Source organism: Sulfurospirillum oryzae (assembly GCF_025770725.1).
GTDB lineage: Bacteria > Campylobacterota > Campylobacteria > Campylobacterales > Sulfurospirillaceae > Sulfurospirillum > Sulfurospirillum oryzae.
This window is the reverse complement of sequence record NZ_JANZKZ010000001.1, coordinates 624,079-642,286: the sequence shown is the minus strand read 5'-3', so window position 1 is coordinate 642,286 and position 18,208 is coordinate 624,079. Positions and strand designations below refer to the sequence as shown.

General features: G+C 38.5%; 19 protein-coding genes. 12 read left to right on the top strand and 7 right to left on the bottom strand.

Annotated features, from left to right (window positions below; all coding sequences use genetic code 11):
* The first annotated feature begins 1 nt into the window (after position 1).
* From rpmF to N0B29_RS03090, 9 genes are all read left to right on the top strand, one after another.
* Positions 2-154, top strand: coding sequence for a 50S ribosomal protein L32 (rpmF, locus tag N0B29_RS03130; protein ID WP_263832229.1), 153 nt, complete (start codon positions 2-4; stop codon positions 152-154).
* Positions 155-1,147, top strand: coding sequence for a phosphate acyltransferase PlsX (gene plsX / locus N0B29_RS03125; protein ID WP_263832228.1), 993 nt, complete (start codon positions 155-157; stop codon positions 1,145-1,147). It abuts the gene before it with no gap.
* Positions 1,148-1,156: 9 nt separating this feature from the next.
* The gene (locus N0B29_RS03120) at positions 1,157-2,149 is read left to right on the top strand and encodes a beta-ketoacyl-ACP synthase III (RefSeq protein ID WP_263832227.1); all 993 of its coding nucleotides are present in this window, start codon (positions 1,157-1,159) and stop codon (positions 2,147-2,149) included.
* A gap of 28 nt (positions 2,150-2,177) precedes the next feature.
* Entirely contained in the window at positions 2,178-3,125 is a 948-nt protein-coding gene (locus tag N0B29_RS03115; protein ID WP_263832493.1) for an AAA family ATPase, read from the top strand.
* 83 nt (positions 3,126-3,208) lie between these two features.
* Positions 3,209-3,964, top strand: coding sequence for a DUF58 domain-containing protein (locus tag N0B29_RS03110; protein WP_263832226.1), 756 nt, complete (start codon positions 3,209-3,211; stop codon positions 3,962-3,964).
* The gene (locus N0B29_RS03105; protein WP_263832225.1) at positions 3,964-4,341 is read left to right on the top strand and encodes a hypothetical protein; all 378 of its coding nucleotides are present in this window, start codon (positions 3,964-3,966) and stop codon (positions 4,339-4,341) included. Before N0B29_RS03110 ends, N0B29_RS03105 begins: the two co-directional genes overlap by 1 nt.
* Entirely contained in the window at positions 4,328-5,236 is a 909-nt protein-coding gene (locus N0B29_RS03100) for a vWA domain-containing protein (protein ID WP_263832224.1), read from the top strand. The genes N0B29_RS03105 and N0B29_RS03100 overlap by 14 nt, the downstream gene beginning before the upstream one ends.
* A complete protein-coding gene (locus N0B29_RS03095) occupies positions 5,227-6,846 on the top strand; it encodes a VWA domain-containing protein (RefSeq protein WP_263832223.1) in 1,620 nt (539 codons plus the stop codon). Before N0B29_RS03100 ends, N0B29_RS03095 begins: the two co-directional genes overlap by 10 nt.
* Positions 6,830-8,254, top strand: a complete 1,425-nt coding sequence (locus N0B29_RS03090; RefSeq protein ID WP_263832222.1) for a BatD family protein — start codon at positions 6,830-6,832, stop codon at positions 8,252-8,254. The genes N0B29_RS03095 and N0B29_RS03090 overlap by 17 nt, the downstream gene beginning before the upstream one ends.
* On the opposite strand, the gene N0B29_RS03085 is transcribed toward N0B29_RS03090, so the two are convergent.
* Positions 8,237-9,064 (bottom strand): prephenate dehydrogenase, encoded by an 828-nt coding sequence (locus tag N0B29_RS03085; RefSeq protein ID WP_263832221.1) that lies wholly within the window; start codon positions 9,062-9,064, stop codon positions 8,237-8,239. The genes N0B29_RS03090 and N0B29_RS03085 overlap by 18 nt on opposite strands.
* A 130-nt stretch (positions 9,065-9,194) precedes the next feature.
* Between N0B29_RS03085 and bamA the strand changes: the two genes are divergently transcribed.
* Positions 9,195-11,432, top strand: coding sequence for an outer membrane protein assembly factor BamA (bamA, locus tag N0B29_RS03080; protein WP_263832220.1), 2,238 nt, complete (start codon positions 9,195-9,197; stop codon positions 11,430-11,432).
* 62 nt (positions 11,433-11,494) lie between these two features.
* Here the strand turns inward: bamA and N0B29_RS03075 are convergent, their stop codons facing one another.
* From N0B29_RS03075 to plsY, 6 genes are all read right to left on the bottom strand, one after another.
* Positions 11,495-12,913: a Ppx/GppA phosphatase family protein gene (locus N0B29_RS03075; protein WP_263832219.1), complete on the bottom strand. Its 1,419-nt coding sequence runs from the start codon at positions 12,911-12,913 to the stop codon at positions 11,495-11,497.
* 47 nt (positions 12,914-12,960) lie between these two features.
* Positions 12,961-13,212 carry a YfhL family 4Fe-4S dicluster ferredoxin gene (locus N0B29_RS03070; RefSeq protein WP_263832218.1) on the bottom strand — a complete coding sequence of 84 codons (252 nt, stop codon included), beginning with the start codon at positions 13,210-13,212 and terminating at the stop codon, positions 12,961-12,963.
* Positions 13,213-13,279: 67 nt separating this feature from the next.
* Entirely contained in the window at positions 13,280-14,590 is a 1,311-nt protein-coding gene (locus N0B29_RS03065) for an ATP-binding protein (protein ID WP_438874155.1), read from the bottom strand.
* Positions 14,569-15,240 (bottom strand): homeostatic response regulator transcription factor HsrA, encoded by a 672-nt coding sequence (gene hsrA / locus N0B29_RS03060; protein WP_012856039.1) that lies wholly within the window; start codon positions 15,238-15,240, stop codon positions 14,569-14,571. Before hsrA ends, N0B29_RS03065 begins: the two co-directional genes overlap by 22 nt.
* Before the next feature lie 79 nt (positions 15,241-15,319).
* A complete protein-coding gene (locus N0B29_RS03055) occupies positions 15,320-15,655 on the bottom strand; it encodes a dihydroneopterin aldolase (protein ID WP_263832216.1) in 336 nt (111 codons plus the stop codon).
* Positions 15,656-15,657: 2 nt separating this feature from the next.
* Positions 15,658-16,284, bottom strand: a complete 627-nt coding sequence (gene plsY / locus N0B29_RS03050) for a glycerol-3-phosphate 1-O-acyltransferase PlsY (protein ID WP_263832215.1) — start codon at positions 16,282-16,284, stop codon at positions 15,658-15,660.
* A gap of 100 nt (positions 16,285-16,384) precedes the next feature.
* Here plsY and nadA point away from each other — a divergent pair, with 100 nt between their 5' ends.
* Positions 16,385-17,377: a quinolinate synthase NadA gene (gene nadA / locus N0B29_RS03045; protein WP_263832214.1), complete on the top strand. Its 993-nt coding sequence runs from the start codon at positions 16,385-16,387 to the stop codon at positions 17,375-17,377.
* Complete coding sequence (nadC, locus tag N0B29_RS03040) at positions 17,374-18,204, top strand: carboxylating nicotinate-nucleotide diphosphorylase (RefSeq protein ID WP_263832213.1); 831 nt, start codon at positions 17,374-17,376, stop codon at positions 18,202-18,204. Before nadA ends, nadC begins: the two co-directional genes overlap by 4 nt.
* Positions 18,205-18,208: the final 4 nt, after the last annotated feature.

The following is an 18,208-nucleotide window of genomic DNA, read 5'->3' as shown; positions in this document are numbered from 1 at the left end:
AATGGCAGTACCTAAGAGACGAGTGAGCAAAACCAGAGGCGCAAAAAGAAGAACACATTATACCGTGACACTTCCTATGCCAGTTAAAGATAGCGATGGAACATGGAAAATGCCTCATAGAGTGAACAAAACAACAGGCGAATATAAAAACTAAATGCTAACCATAGCAATTGATGCAATGGGAGGGGACTTTGGTCCCTCTCCAATTGTTGAAGGAACCCTTCATGCGCTCAAAGAGCGCCAATTCAAAGCACTTCTTGTAGGGGACGTTAGCGTTCTCAAACCTCTTATCCCTAACGAATATTTAAACAGAGTCTCATTTGTTGAAGCAGCTGATGTTTTAGACATGCACGAAGCAGCAACCAATGCGCTTAAACGTAAAGAAACATCGATTTATAAAGCGGTTGATCTTGTTAAGGATAAAACAGCAGATGCAGTAGTCTCTATGGGACACAGTGGGGCTACAATGAGTTTAGCAACGCTACGCATTGGAAGACTTAAAGGCGTTTTGCGTCCTGCTATTGCTACCATTATGCCAACAGCCATACAAGGTAAACTTAGTCTTGTATTAGATGTAGGTGCCAATGTAGACTGTAAAGCAGAACATTTAGCACAATTTGCTATTATGGGCGAAGCATACGCAAAAGATGTTCTTAAAATTGCCAAACCTAAAGTTGGATTACTTTCAAATGGTGAAGAAGAGAGCAAAGGCAATGAAACAACTAAAGAAGCGTTTGAAACACTTAAAAAACTTGAGAGTTTTGTAGGTAATGTTGAAGGTAACAATGTTTTTGATGGTTCCGTTGATGTCATAGTTTGTGATGGTTTTGTAGGAAATATTTTACTCAAAGCCAGTGAAGGCGTTGCCGATTCAATTACAAAGATTATCAAACAAAATGTACGACGCTCACCTTTAGCCATTGCTGGAGCGGTTTTGATGCGTAAAGTATTTACGGTGCTTAAAAAGCAAGTTGATTATGCAGAATACGGCGGTGCGCCTTTGATTGGTATTAATGGTTGTGCCATTATTGGTCATGGCAAAAGCAATGCAAAAGCAGTTAAAAATGCTATTTTTCAAGCAATTAATTTTTCAAGCTCTAGTATCAATGCGGATATTGAGCAGAAATTAGTGCTCTTAGAACAATAAAGGATAAACGTGTACGCATCTTTAAAATCTATTGGAGGCTATGCGCCTTCTCGAATTCTTAGCAATCTTGATCTTGAAAAAATGGTTGAGACTACGGATGAATGGATTGAGAAGCGTACAGGTATTAAAGAGCGACGTATTGCATCCGATGAAGAAGCAACAAGCGATCTTGGTGTTAAAGCGGCACTTCTTGCGATTGAGCGAGCAGGCATTGCAAAAGAAGAGGTTGATTTGATCATCTGTGCAACGCTCTCGCCTGATTATCTTTGTATGCCTTCAACGGCGTGTGTTATTGCCGGGAAACTTGGCATTAATGATGTGATGGCGTTTGACATTAGTGCAGCGTGCAGCGGATTTGTTTACATGCTTTCTATGGCAAAGGCTTTCATCGAGTCAGGAGCTAAGAAAAATGTTCTGCTCATTGGCGCAGAAAAAATCAGTAGCATGATTGACTATACCGATCGTGGAACATGTATTCTTTTTGGTGATGGTGCGGGTGCAGCTATTATTGGTGTGACTGAAAATAAAAATGAAGCAATTTTAGATATACATGCCTCTGCTGATGGACGTTATGGTGACCTTTTAATTACTCCAGGATGTGGCTCAAAATACCCGTGTTCGCAAGAAACCCTTGATAATAAACTCAATTACATTAAAATGCAGGGTAATGATGTTTATAAAGTGGCGGTTAAAACACTTACAAATGACGTCATTGATATTTTAGAAAAAAATAATATAACTGCTTCACAAATTGATCATTTTATACCGCACCAAGCTAATTTTAGAATTATTGAAGCGGTACGAGCAAAACTTGATTTCCCAATTGAGAAAACTGTTCTAACCGTAGCAAAATATGGCAATACTTCAGCCGCTTCTATTCCGATGGCAATGAACGATGCTTATGAAGAGGGACGCATTAAAAAAGGCGATTTGATGCTTTTAGATACCTTCGGTGGTGGTTTTACATGGGCAAGCGCACTTGTAAGGTTTGGTGGCAACTAAACATTTTTCGACATCTTCCAAAGGCAGTTTGATGGAAGCATTACGCGCATTAAAATCAGAAATTTCAAAAGTTATTGTGGGCCATTCAAAACTGATTGACTTTCTCATTATTGCACTTCTTTGCGAGGGTCACGTTCTCATTGAGGGCGTTCCAGGACTTGCTAAAACAACAACGATCAACACACTTGCAAAAGCGTTAGGACTCAGTTTTGGCAGAGTTCAATTTACGCCTGATCTTCTTCCTAGTGATATTATTGGTGCTGAAATCTATAACCCTAAAAGTGGCGAATTTGTTGTCAAAAAAGGGCCAATTTTCACCAACCTTCTTTTAGCCGATGAGATTAACCGTGCCCCAGCAAAAGTACAGTCAGCACTTCTTGAGGCGATGCAAGAGTATCAAGTCACAATTGGAGAGGAGAGTTTTAAACTACCTCGACCTTTTTTGGTACTAGCGACACAAAACCCGATTGAATCAACAGGAACCTACTCTCTACCCGAAGCGCAACTTGATCGTTTTATGATGAAGATTTTTCTAGGTTACAACACCAAAGAAGAAGAGATACACATGGCACGTAGGGTGGCTTTAGGAATGCAAGAGGGCATTGAGAAAGTGCTAGATGCTACAACATTGAAAGCGCTACAAGATAAGCTCAAAATGGTTCATATCGATTCTGAGATTGAAGCCTATATAGCAGACATTGTTTTTGCTTCGCGTGAGCCTAAAGCGTATGGTTTAGCAAGCCTTGAGGGGATGATTCGTTATGGAGCAAGCCCAAGGGCAACCATTGACTTGCATAAAGCCTGTAGAGCTCATGCGCTTCTTTTAGGCAGAGATTTTGTAACGCCCGTGGATGTTGCAAGCGTGAGCAAAGAAGTGATGCGCCACCGCATCATTTTAAGCTATGAGGCAGAAGCGCAAAGAGTGACGACAGATGCTCTGATAGATCAAATCATCGAGACAATTCCTCTTCCCTAACTGTGCAAACACTTAGCTATAACACAATCATCGCGCGCAGTCGCAAACATCTTTTTGGTGAGATGGTGGGGGCAAATCCCTCCTTGAAAGAAGGAGATGGGTATGATTTTGCGCAAATTCGTCCTTACATGTACGGCGACAATGTCAAACGCATTGACTGGAAGCAAAGCGCTAAAACAGGTCAAATGCAACTGCGTAGTTTTTTTGAAGAGAAAGAAATTAATGTTTATGCACTAGGTTTGATGAGCGGTAGTTTACACTTTGGCGTTGACCGTATGAAGCAAGAAGTCATGGCAGAAGTGGTAGCACTTTTGGGGTTTAGTGCAGTTACAAACAGTGACTTTTTTTCATTGGCACTACTCTCAGACAGCGTGCTTTATGAGAGTTTTGCTTCTAAAAAAGAGGCGATGGTGCGAGAAGCAACCCATAAAACACTCCAAATACCTGTGATTTCCAAACGATTGAATTGGAAGGTTATCCAAGAATACGCACTTCTTAGAATCAAAAAACCCTCTCTTCTTTTTATCCTCAGTGATTTTTTTGAACTTCCCATGTTAGAAGCGATTGCTAAAAAACACTCTGTGGTTGCCATCAAGATACGTGACCATTTTGAAGAAAAACCAACGGCTCTAGGCTCGCTTTACATTAAAGATCCGACAACTTTACGTGAAGAAAAAGTAGTTCTTGATGAGGGAATGGTCAAAGCTTATACGGCACGTCAAACAAGCTTTGATAGAGAGTTAGAGCGTTATTTTAAAAAACACCGCATTGCATTTTTATCTCTTTACACCAATGAAGACCCTTATATCAAGCTCTCTTCGTTTTTGAGGGCAATGTAATGGAAGGGCTCAAAGATATTAAAGGTTTGGTAGAGATTGGCGACGTTTCATGGCTTTGGATGCTTTTTCTAGCCCTTATTCTTATCGGTATTCTTACGTGGATTGGGTGGAAACTAAAAAGTAAAAAAAAGCCATTATCTCCTAGAGAGAAAGCGATGATGATTTTGCAAACTGTTAATATTGCTGATGCAAAAGCGTGCGCGTATGCGCTTAGTCGTTTTGGCACTTTGGTGGTAGATGATGCTAACAAAGCCGCTTTTGAAACACTGCAAGAAAGATTAGGCAACTATAAGTACCGAGCTTACGATGCACCACTGAGTGAAGAAGAGAAAGCTTTATGGCAACAGTTTTTAGGGAATGAAGATGCTAACGTTTGAGTATCCGTACCTCTTTTTAGGGTTGCTTCTTTTCATCCTCTGTGCCTTTACATGTAAGCATAAAATGAGTGCGATTTATATGCCGCATTTTCTCTCAATGCCTTTACATGTAAAGAGTCATCGCCTGCAAACCATTCTAAAATGGCTTGGTATTAGTATGCTGTTTACAGCACTTGCTTCGCCCGTTATTCAAAGCAAAGAGGAGCAACTGCGTCTGTCGCATTCCATTCTTTTGCTTTTAGATGTGAGTGAGTCCATGCATAAAGAGTTGTTTGACCGAACTTCGATGAAGAGCAAATTTGTTCTCTCTAAACAGCTGGCGGCATCCTTTATTGAAAAGCGAAAGATGGATAACATTGGCGTCATTATTTTTGGTGATTTTGCGTATGTAGCAACCCCTTTGACGTATGATTTTGAGAGTGCTTCTATGATCGTTCAAAATCTTGAAGAGGGCATTGCTGGCACGAAAACAGCGATGTACGATGCCCTTTTTTTAGCAACAAGATTGCTTCAAAAAAACAGTGCTAAAGAAAAAGTCGTTGTTCTGCTCACCGATGGTTTTAATACCACAGGCAATGTTCCCCTAGAGGCAGCGTTGCGAGCGCTTGAGAGCGAAAAAATCAAAGTTTATGCCATTGGAATTGGGCGAGAAGGTGAGTTTGATGAGGGCGTGTTGAGCCTGCTAGCCCAAAAAAGTGGCGGCGCTTTTTTTAAGGCGAATAGTGCCAAAACACTTGAAGAAATTTACACCAAAATTGATGCCATGGAGCAGAGTTTGCAAAGTGCTTCTGGAAAATATCGCTATCAGTATCTTTACATGTATCCATTATTGGCAGCCTTCCTAGCTCTTTTGGGTTATGGGAAATTGGCATTTAGGCAGAATATATGCAATTAGAATCACCCTTTTTTCTCCTTCTCTTACCGCTTTTAGCCTTGTGGTGGAAAGTGCTTCGTGCCCCAAAAGAGAGCTCAATTTTTTCAGGTGAGATGCTTGAAAAATTGTTGGTTGAGAAAAAAAGTGCGACCAGACAGCCTCGATTATTCTTAATAGCACTTGCTTTGATAGTGCTTTCCCTTGCGAGACCGACGTTACATGTAAACAAAGAGACAGAGCTTCAAACGCACGTTGTTAGTACCTTAGCCATTGCGCTTGATATTTCAAACTCGATGCTTGCTCAAGACATTTATCCCTCTCGTTTGAGCTTTTCCAAAATAGCCATAGAGCGAGTTTTTGAAAAACTTGATGGTTTTAAATTTGCATTGCTGGCTTTTTCAAATGATGGTTTTTTAGTCGCACCGATGAGTGAAGATAGAGCCAGTCTCAATTTTTTGCTCAAACATCTTAACTCCGAGAGTATGAGCAGTGAAGGAAGTTCTATTCCTGCGGCACTCATTTCTGCAAAAAGAGTCTTTGCCCCTTTAAAAGAGGCGAGTAAAGATCTTTTAATCATCACCGATGGCGCCGATGGGGAGAAAATTGAAGAAGCGCTTGAGCTTGCGCGCAAAGAGCAGATACGTGTTCATCTTCTCCTTGTTGGAACAACAAAAGGCGCTATGATCTACACGGCAAAAGGTGAAGCCTTAAAAGATCAAAAAGGCAACCTTGTCATCACCAAGCGAGCGGATAACCTCAAAGAATTAGCGCTTAAAACGGGTGGAGCGTATATTGCAACCAGCGGCGATCTTGGCGAAATAGGGTGGTTATGCGAGCAAGTTGCGCTGAAAGCTTCCAAAAAAAATATTCAACAAGAAAAACCCTATGAGGCAATAGAGCTTTTTTACTATCCGTTAGCCATTGCTTTAATACTCTTGTTTTTCACTTTTCACGCTTTACATGTAAAGCGTTTAAGTTCCCTTATGGTGTTATGTGTAGGCGTTTTACCTGCACACAGTGGTATTTTGGATTGGTGGGAAATGGCACAAGCCAAAAGTGCTTATGAAAAAGGCGCTTTTGATGAATCGGTGCGTTTGTATGAGCAGGTGAGTGCTTCCAAACAGAGTGATGCCTCAGCTTACAATCTTGCCAATGCTTTGTATAAAACAAAACAGTATGAGAAAGCTTTGAGCCTTTATGAAGGCATCAAAGATGAAGCCTTACAACACCAAGCTCTCCACAACAAAGGCAACACATTGGCACAACTTGGACGTATTGATGAGGCGATTAAGGCGTATGAGAAAGCGTTGAATGTGGCTGAAGATGAAGAAACACGTTATAATTTAGAGTATCTCAAACAGCAGCAAAACAAAAAGCAAGAAGAGAAAAATCAACCTAAAAACGAAAAACAAGAGCCTCAAAAAGCAGATAAAAGTGGTGAAAAAGGTAAGGAAGAAAAGAGCGATCAACGTGAGAAAGAACCTTCACAAGCAGAAATGACACCGAAACCTATGGATGAGCAAGAAGCCAAAAAATGGGAGAGAGCACTCATGAAAAATGAGCCGACAACCAAGCCTATGCCTCTTTATAAAAGTGAGAAAACGGAGAAGAATAATGCGATTACATGGTAGTTTAGGGCTCATACTTCTTTGCACACTTGAGCTTTTTGGTGCGCGCGCTTTTTTGGTGCAACCTTCTATTGAGCAAGGTGAGAGTGCTACATTGGTGTTAAGTGCCAAGGGCGATAGCATCAAATTTCCTGCCATTGAACAGATTGATGGTTTTACCATTGTTTCGCGCCAAAGTCGTCAAAGTATTGAACTTGTCAATGGATCTGTGACTAAACAACTTGATCACTATTTTACCTTTTATCCCGACCATGACGTTACGATTCCTTCGTATGAGGTGATTGTAGATGGTAAAAAAGAGCTGACAGAACCGATTCATTTGAAATTTTCACAAAAGGTTGCCACAAGTTCACGCAAGGAGCCTTTCTCGTTTGAGATGAAAGTTTCAAATGCTATGCCTATGCGTCACGAAGGGGTTAAACTCTCGTTTATTTTCAAGCGCAATAAAAACGAAAATCTGGTAGATATGCGCTTTTTAAAGCCAACACTAGAGGGTTTTTGGGTTAAAGAGCTTACTAAAGACAATCCTCATGTTGAGGGTGATGATGTCATACATACGATCCATTACATGATCTATCCGCAAAAAAGTGGCGATCAGCGTATCGCCGCTGCTAAAATTGATGTTGCAAGGCAAGTGACCTCTCGTGAAATGTTTATCAGCCAAATCCAGTGGAAGAGCATCGTTTCCAATGATTTGACCTTACATGTGAAGCCGCTAGAGGGTGTTGATTTGTTAGGCGATTTTTCGATGGATGTTCAGGTTGATAAAAAAGATATTGCACCTAATGAGGCACTTAACGTCACTCTTAAAATTACAGGCGAGGGTAATTTTGATGATATTGAACCTTTTAAACTCAATCTTCCTGATGCGGTTGTTTTTAGCGACACACCCAAAGTGACGACATGGATGGAAAGCGAAAAGCTCAAAGGCGAATTTGTTCAAAAATTTGCGATTAATGCTCAAAAATCCTTTGAGATTTCCCCTTGGGAGTTGCGTTTTTACCATCCCATTAAAAAACGTATCGAAAAGATTGTAACACCTTCTCAAACGATCAAAGTACGAGGTGAATCTTTGGTAGCCAAGAGCGAAAAAGGTGTGGCAGAAGAAGAAAGAGCTCAAAGTCTACCTTTGGCGGTTTCATGGCAGATGGATGGGCGAAGTTTTGCATTAGGTTTTGGTTTTGCAGGAGCAATGATTTTGGCTCTGAGTTTAGTGTACCGTTTCAAAAAAGTGAAGCTTATTCCACGCAGTATGCAACAAAAAGCATTGTTGCAAAAGTTGCTCAAGTATCAAGGTAAAAATGAAGAAGTTGATCGTTGGATCGAAAAACTTGAAGCCAATCTTTACGGGGGTGCTAAACACCCCATAGATCGTAAAATAATTGGTAAAATATTAGAGGATTTTGTGTAGGGTAGTTGCTCGACTCATCCATGCTTCGAGCCCTTTCCAGTCCTCTTCTTCGATCATTTTTTTCGATTTTTCGAGTTCTTGCTCAAAAACCTCAATGGAACTTAAAAGGTTTGTTTTATTTTGTCTAAAAATATCTGACCACATTTGAGGGGAACTTTTAGCAACCCTGCTCATATCGCGAAAACCACCTGCTGCAAGTGCTAAAATACTTTTTGGATCTTCCTGCCCCATAACGCTATTAGCCAACGCGTAACTAATAACGTGAGGAAGATGTGAAATAAAAGAGGCATGCGCATCATGTGAAATAGGGTCCATAAAAACAATTTTCATACCAATATGTGAAAAAATTTGAATCGCTCTGTTTTTATGTAGATCGCCACTGTTATCCGTATCGCAGAGAACAACAACTTTGTCATGGTAAAGGTTTTGAATCGCCGCACTTGGACCAAATTTTTCAGTTCCTGTCATTGGGTGAGCGGCTATAAAATTCGTTCGAATTGCCTTGGGCACCGAAGCAACAATCTCAGCCTTGGTACTTCCCATGTCAATAATGGTTGTTTTAGACGAGACATCTTGAAGATCTTGAAGTGCCTTAATGATGCCACCAACAGGGATAGAAAGAAAAATAACATCACATATTTTAATTTCTGCAAAAGAGACAATATCGTGAACAAGACCTAACTTTAACGCTTCTTCGCAGTGGCTTAGGTTGTGGTCAAAGCCAACAATTTTAGAGACCAATTTTGTATTTTGGAGCGCTAATCCTAATGAGCCTCCCATTAAACCTAATCCGACAATACCCACAACCATAAAAACTCCTTCATTCACACAACTTTGAGTGCCAAAAAACAGCCATTTTACGGGTTTAATAGGCACTTAATTCTAGAGATGGTATTATATTCAAAATATCTAAAAAAAATAAATTTTAGGGCTAATCAGTATGAAAAAAATAACTGCGTTGTCTCTTGTTGTCGCAACTACATTGTGTGCGGCTCCGTTAAAAAGCCTTCAGTTTGATGGTTTGATCCACCTCTCACCAGAGATGGCTTCAGAGATGATCGATATGAGAGCCGGTGACTCTGTCGATATGGAAAAAATCGATAAAGCGGTTAAAACGCTTTACAAACAGAACTATTTTGAAGATGTATGGATCGAAGAGGTGAGTGAAGGTGCTTTAATGATCCATGTTAAAGAGAAACCAGTCATTGCTAAAGTTGATTTTTTAGGCATTAGTGATAGTGATAAAGATGAGATGAATAAACTTGCTGGTATCAAAAAAGGTGAAGTTTATGATGCGGAAAGAGCTGAACTTTCTAAGCTGAAAATCATCAAGTTTTATGAAGATAAAGGTTATTTTGACACCGTCGTAGAGATTAAAACGACGCCACTCAGTGAAAAACTTTCAATGTCGCTTGACTTTGTGATCAATCGTGGTGAAAACGTTGTCATTAAAAAAGTTACTTTGTGTGGTTCTAAAGCGCTTGGTTATGATGATGTTGAGCCGAACATTGCCAATAAGTCAGCAGAGTGGCTTCCTTGGATGTGGGGTTTCAATGATGGAAAACTTAGAACAGGCGATTTAGAACATGACTCAGCACGTATTAAAGATGCTTATATGCAAAAAGGCTATCTCGATTGTGAAGTAAGTCAGCCATTCTTAAAAACATACCTCGATAGCTATACCGCGGATCTTGTTTATAGCATTACCGAAGGCGAACAGTATAAAGTTGGAACCGTTGCTATTGAAATTCCAGAAGGTTTTATTGATACCAAAGAGGTTATTGATGCGATGTACCTTCAAAATGGTAAAGTTTTCAACGTTGCAAAATTACGTAAAGATATGACGCTTATCGAGACCAAAGTGGCCGATCAAGGTTATGCTTTTGTTAAAATTATTCCTGATGTCAAAAATGACAAACAAAATCACATTGCGAATATTACATATCGTGTCATCCCTGGTGAGAAAGTCTATATCAACAATGTTAGAATCGCAGGTAACAGTCGAACAATTGATAGAGTTGTAAGACGTGAAGTTTATTTGGCAAATAATGATCTTTACAGCCGCACAGACGTTGATGATACAAAAAAAGCACTCAAACGAACCGGCTATTTTGAAGATGTAGAAATTAAAGAAGAGCGTATCAGTAAAGATAAAATGGATATTGTTGTTAATGTTAAAGAGGCTTCAACAGGATCTATTGGCGGCGGTATCGGATATGGTTCATCTGATGGAGTTTTATTAAGTGCTAGTGTTTCTGATGGTAATATTTTTGGCTCAGGTTTAAGAGCGGGTATTGATGTGGAAAGGTCTGATAGTGAGCTCAATGGCGCCATTTCTTTAAGTAATCCGCGTTTGTTTGACTCCGTGTATAGCCTTGGTGGCAAAATTTATGCAGCGAGTAACAACTACTTCTATTATGATCAAGAAAAATATGGTATTAATGTTGTTTTGGGTCGCAAGATCGCACGTAACTGGGGTGTATCTCTTGGCTATATTATAGAACAAAATAAACTTTCAAATCTTACTAATGAGCTTCAACCCTATAAAAATATTTTATGGACTGATGAAACAACGCTTAAAAGTTCTGTTGTTCCAGGTATCTCTTTTAACAATACGGATGATTATTATCTTCCTCGAAGTGGTATTTCTGCAAGTTCAACTTTAGAGATTGCAGGATTGGGTGGTGATGAGAAATTTATGAGCAGTGTCAATAAATTTGCAACATATTATGGTTTGCAAGATCTGATTGATTATGATCTTATTTTGCGTTATAAAGCACAGTTTAAATACCTTGCTATGAATACGGCTGATGAAAAATACTCTTATGGTGAAAAATACTATATGGGTGGTGTTAGAACCGTTCGTGGATATGAATCGAACTCACTCTCTCCAATGCTTAGTGGTACAAACATCTTGATTGGTGGTAATACCATGTTGGTCAATACGGTAGAAGCGAGTTTCCCATTGGTTGAAAGACTCAAAATGCGTGGAGCAATTTTCTTTGACTATGGTATGATTGGTGAAGATAACCTTGATATTAAACGTGGTGGTACGGGTGTGGCACTTGAGTGGGTTTCACCATTAGGCCCTATTGGCTTGATTTTCTCTCAACCAGTTTTGTCTGAAGTCGGCGATAAAAAAGCTTCCTTTGAATTTACAATTGGACAGAAATTTTAATCTATACTACGCAGAAGGGAGCTAGAAAGCTCCCTTCTTTCTTCTATTCAACAATCTCTCTTTTATTTAATTATAATTGCAAAAGAAGCAGGTTTAATCAACTGCTTGATCTGTTCACGAGCCAAAAAGAGTTTTTTCTCTGCTTGAATGGTAAGGGTATGGTTTTGATAGCTAAAGGCTATGGGGCTTCGGCTCATATCACTATTAATCGCCTTGGCCAATGAGAGTAGAAAACTAAGCCATTGTACTGTTTGAAGATCAGGTAGTAATGCCTTATAGGTTGCCATATCTTCAACGCTTGGAAGCTTATTGACATGGTATTTAATCAGCATAGCAACCAATATCTTCTGTTCATGAGAAAAGCCGTAGTTGAGATTGTTGAGAATAAAATAGAAGCTATGAAGATGATTTTGATAAAAGCCAAGTTTGGCACCAATATTGTAAAGTTCTGCTGCAACGCCAAGCTCATTTTTATAGTTTACGGGAATATTATGTAAAGGTGCTAATGCGTCAAAAAGAAGATTTGCCACTCTTTTAATGTAGAGATTATCCTCTTCCATCATGGAAAAACGATCTTTAAAACTTCGTAGACTGAGTTTAAATTCAGGATTGAATTTATGATGATTTGAACGGAGAAGATCGCATAAATAAGCACCTTCTCTTACCCCTGCACCACTGGTAATAATTTTTTTGGTTGCAAGTTTTTGATAGATTGATTGAAAGATGATGCACCCTTCTCTCATCGTATCATAACGATCTTTTCTGACACCTAGATTTTTAAGCCCTAAGACATCGGAACTTACAATCGCGTCCACTAAAGAGGCATGTGAAGTGATCTCATACTCAAAAGCATGAACTGTTTTAAGAGGATAGTTGGTACTTTCCATAATGATTTTAGAAAGTGACCTAAGTGTTCCTCCAATACCAATCATATCATTACATGTAAAACGCTCAGGAATTTTTTCAATCTCTTCATCGATAAAAGCACGAATCTTTTCTAGAGGTATTTTTTTATCAAAAAAGAGCTCTTTGAGTCTTACCGTTCCAATGTTTAACGAGATTGTTTCAACAATGACACCATTTTCAATCTTTGCCAGTTCTGTCGAGCCACCGCCGATATCAATAGTAACAGCTTCATGGATGTCATTGAGGTAGTTAATAGCTCCTACAGCGCCATAATAAGCCTCTTTAGTACCTTCAATGATTTTGATATTAATGCCAAGTTCGTTGCGTATTTTGTTGATAAATAAATGGGCATTTGGAGCATCTCTAAGTGCAGAAGTTGCAATACAGAGAACTTTATTGCATTTAAGTCCTTTTATAATATGCCCAAACTCTTCCAGTGTTGTAAAAGCACGCTTGAGTGCTGGCTCTTGTAACACACCACCAAAATTATACGCACCTTCTCCAATACGTACACGACTTTTGGTTTCGTTAATCAAATGGAAGGCAAAACGGCTACTTTTTTCAAAGATTGCCATTCTTGCAGAATTGGATCCTATGTCAATAATGGCAGTGCGTTTTGACATTAATTGTCGCTGTTAAGCTGTTCAAATTTTAGCTTTAACTCTTCAACGCTTTCGATGTTATCTGGATCTGGAATGATACATTCTACAGGGCAAACAGAGATACATGCTGGTTCATCGTAATGACCTACACATTCAGTACAGACATCTGGATCAATGATATAAATAGGATCAGACTCCTCAATCGCTCCATTTGGACACTCATCGCGACACGCGTCACACGCAATACACTCTTCCGTGATCATTAAAGACATGTTGGTTTTCCTTATTTAAAGTCAAATTTATTGACGAGTTTATACACTAAAAATACTTTAACGAAATTTAAAGAGAGCGTTTGCGCTGAGGAAGTAAAAGAGTTGCAATGGTTCCTTGAGCATCTTCTCTGTTTTTGAGGGTGATTTTAGCACCAATAGCATCAGCTGCATTTTTGGCAAGGAAAAGCCCAAGTCCAGCACCTGTTTGATTGCCGTAACGTTTAAACGGAGCAAAAAGATCTTTACTCTCATCAATACCAATACCTTCGTCAATCACTTGAACAAAAAAGCCTTCTTTATTAAGGTAAGCTTGGATGGTAATCTTACCCTCTTTAGGCGTAAATTTGATCGCATTTTGTACAAAATTTTGCAAAATATGCATTAGAAGTGTCGGCTGAATCGTAATTTTATAGCTTATAGGAATAATATCTTCAATAATATGTTTCTCTTCCATTTTAGCTAAGATAGTATAGTTATTGATCTGTTCTTTGAGAAAAACAATCAGGTCAATTTCCACAGGTTTTTCAAATTGTGCCCCTTCTTGTCTTCCGATCTCTAAAATATTGCTAATCATCTTGTTCATATCGTTGATCGTTTGGTTGTTACTCTTAATGGTTTCAATGTATTTTTCGTTTTCTCGTGGTTTTAAAAGGGTGACTTCATTTTTTGTTTTCATAACAGCGAGGGGTGTTTTAAGCTCATGTGCAGCGCCAATAAAAAGTTCTTTTTGAGAGTTGACAAAGATTTGTATACGCTCTACTAATTTATTAATGCTCGCACCTAATGGTTGAAATTCGCTGGGGACTTTTTGTGTGTCAATGATTTGTAAAAAATTTTCATTCATACTCGCTAGTTTATTGGTTAAAGATCGGATGGGTAAAACGAGCATGCGAGATAGAAATAGAGCATAAAAAAGAATTAAAAAAATGGCTGTCAAATTAATAATAAGAATATTTTTGAGAATTTTATTGAGCAATATGTCGGTATTGGAAATATCTTTGGTGATAGAGATAAAGTAGTGGTCACGTTTTTCTAAAGGGTAATAGATCGTAAGAAATTTTTGGTTATCTTTTTCACTATGCTCAAAGGATGGGACATTCCCTTGATTGACACGAATCGCAATACTGACTTGAATGTCAGCAGGATTATTGATGGAACTTAGGGATGGATCGAAAAGATTAATGCCCATGCGTTCTACAGAACTGGTACGAGATGTTGCAATAATCTGAGCTTGCTTGGTGAGTTCTTGAGTAATGTCTTCGAAAATGGAGATTTTAATGTAATTGTAAAGAATGACGGAGAAGATTACAATCAGTGTCGCCGAAGCGGACACCAATTGTAATATAAAGCTTTCTCTTATACTTTTTTTGGAAAGCAAAATCTATAACCTCTTCGTCTTACTGTCTCAATCGTTGAGATTTCTAATGGTTTGTCCATTTTTTGACGAATTTGGTTAATAGCAACTTCAATAACGTTTGGAGTTACAAGCTCTGGCTCTTCCCAGATTGCATCAAGGAGTTGCTCTTTTGAGACAATTTGGTCGCTATGACGAGCAAGGTGAGTAAGAACTTCAAAAGGTTTACCTTTAAGTTCAATCTCTTGACCTTTATAGGTAATTTTTTCTTCATCTGGATCGATTGTAAGGTCATCAATTTTGATAACATTTGTGCCGCCAAAGCGTAAACGAGCTTCGATACGAGCGACTAAAATATCAAAATCAAATGGTTTGCGAATATAATCATCAGCACCTGCTTTAAGTGCTTTTATTTCGCTCTCTTTGTCATCTTTTGCAGAAATAATCACTGCAGCGGTACGAGGGGATTTTTGTTTAATGAGGTTGATAAGATCAACGCCATCGCCATCAGGAAGCATCCAGTCTGTTAAAACGAGGTCATAATTACGAATACCAATGTAGTATTCTGCATCTTTATAGTTTTCAGAGCTGTCGGTTTGATAACCAAACTCTTGTAAGCCTTCTGCAATTGTCTTATTGAGGGTTACTTCATCTTCAACGATTAAAATTCGCATTATAAATTCCTTAGTTGCTAAAATTTAAACGGGATTATACCATAATTTTAGCTAGATTTAAAGTTTTTTTAATTAAATTTTAATTTTTGGAGTAGTCGATGGTTCGTGAAACCCCAACCATCGCATTTGGCAAAATATCAGGTTTGAAAATTTTTATTTTCATTTTGTTGATTTGAGGATAGGAAAGTTTAAGTTTTTGGCTTAAATCATCAAGGGCATCTTCCAGCAAAAAATAATTCATTTGATTCATTTCTGTTTCCAAAAAAGTACACACTTTTGCGTAATCAATAAAGTTTTCTCCATGGTAGACATAATCAATCTTTACATGTAAAATAACTTTCTGTGGCGTGAGGCGTTCTTTTTCAAGAATGCCTACGATTGTTTCAAACGTCAAGTTTTTAATGAGAATGTGCATTTTCAGATGACTTTAGATTCTTTGCCTTGAAAAAGCCTGATAATATTGGGGATATGTTTATATACAATGACAAAAGCGATAATAAAAATGGGCGCATGGGTTTTGATACCCTCAATATCTGGATGAATGATAAACGAAGAGATAATTAAAGCGCAAAGCGCTAGTAGCGAAGATAAAGAAGAAATTTTAAGGACTTTACCAACGATAAACCATGTACCAAACGCAATCAATGTTTCAATGGGAAGCATCACAAAAAGCACACCCGCTCCTGTTGCAACACCTTTTCCACCTTCAAATTTAAGATAAGGACTGTAACAATGTCCAATAACGGCAAAAATCGCAATAGCCCAAAGTGTTTCAATACTTAATCCAATTAATTTTCCAATCAACAGTAAAATAATACCTTTTAGAGCGTCCAATACAACGGTAGAAATAGCTAATTTTTTCGCCAATTTTGGGTCGCTTTCTTTAAGAACGCGAAGAACATTGGTTGCTCCAATACTTCCGCTTCCGCTTTCTCTGATGTCTTTGCCAGTAAAAAGCTTTGCTAGCAATAAACCAAAGGGAATACCACCCACAAGATAGCTCAAAATGTAAAATTGAATGTTAATATTAAAGAGAAAATCCACACACGATCCTTTGTTGAAGTTGTCACAGTATAGCAATAATTTTGTTATTATTTCTTTAACGCTATAATGGCTTTTTTCGATAGAACGGAAGGAATTTAGAGTGGATAATCAAACATTAAAAAAAGAAATTTTAAAACTCAAACAAGAGTTACATGTAAGTATTGTGGCGCATTTTTATCAAAAAGATGAAGTTTTTGAATTAGCAGATTTTTCGGGAGATTCTCTTCAACTCGCTCAATGGGCAGCCAAAGATGCCAACCCTTATTTGGTGTTTTGCGGTGTGGGGTTTATGGGACAAAGTGTTAAAATTTTGGCACCCGAAAAACGTGTTTTAATGCCTAAAATTGCTTGTTGTGCGATGGCTCGGATGATCGATGTGGATTATTTTGATCAAAACGTAGCGGTTTTAGAAAAAGCGGGGATTACTAAAGAAGATATTTTACCCGTCACCTATATAAACTCCTCGGCTGATGTTAAAGCTGCCATAGGAAAAATGGGTGGTTATGTCTGCACCAGTTCTAATGCTAAAAAAATTATCACAAAAGCACTTGAGAGCAACAAGAAAATTTTATTTGTCCCCGATCGTTGCTTGGGGCAAAACATTGCCAAAGAGATGGGGCTTAAATCCTGTGTCGTGGGCGATGGAAGTGATCCTAAAGAGGCTGATATTTTATGTTATAACGGTTTTTGCTCCGTTCACCAGCTTTTTGATGTAGACGACATTGCTTTTTACCGCGAGAAGTATCCGGGCATTTTAATCGTCACGCATCCAGAGTGTAAACCTGAAGTATGCGATCTCTCTGATTTTGTAGGATCAACCAGTCAGATTATTGAGTATGTGAACAAACTTCCTTTAGATCAAAAAGTGGCAATCGGCACTGAATATAACATGATTAAACGGCTACGTAAAGAGAATACTTATGTGCTCTCTTCCTCAAAACCAGAATGCCCAACCATGAATGAAACAACACTCCAAGACGTTTACAACGTTCTAATAAGCATTAAAGAGGGGCGATTTGAGAATGAAATTAGCGTCTTGGAAGAGACACGAAAATGGGCATATACAGCCTTAAATAGGATGTTTGAGCTATGATCAAAAAATTTGTCAAAAAAGCACTTGAAGAAGATGTCGGCAGAGGTGATCTCTTCTCGTTAGTGGGAAAAGACAGCTTTGCGAGTGCTAATATCATCTGCAAAGATGTAGGTGTTTTTGCAGGACGTCCTTATGTTAAGGCGTTGTGTAAGATGAATAAGCTTGATGTGAAATTTTATTTTGATGATGGCGATGCCCTTCAAAAGGGCGATTTAGTTGCTTTAATTGAGGGCAAATCTAAAAATATTTTGCGTTGTGAACGTACCATTCTTAATCTCATGCAACATGCCAGTGGTATTGCAACCAATGTAGCACGTTATAAAAAAGTATTGGAAGGGTATGCGCTCAAACTTTTAGATACGCGAAAAACCAGACCACATTTGCGAATTTTTGAAAAGTATGCGATTCGTTGTGGTGGAGGCAATAACCACCGTATGGGGTTGGATGATTGTTTAATGATCAAAGATACGCATCTAAAAACGATTGATGATTTGAAAGTTTTTATTGTCGAAGCCAGAGAAAAACTTCCTTTTACATGTAAGATTGAAATCGAGTCAGAAGATGTTGAATTTGCGAAGTTTGCAATGCAATGTGGCGCTGATATTGTCATGTGCGACAATATGTCGCATGATGATATTAAAGCAGTTGTTGCTTATAAAAACAGCCACTTCCCCCATGTGCTTTTAGAAGCAAGTGGCAATATCACGAAAGAGAATATTATAGAATACGCCAAAACAGGTGTTGATGCGATTAGTAGCGGAAGTTTGATTCATCAAGCAGTTTGGCTTGATTTTTCGATGAAAATCACGCATAAAACAGTGATCTAAGTAG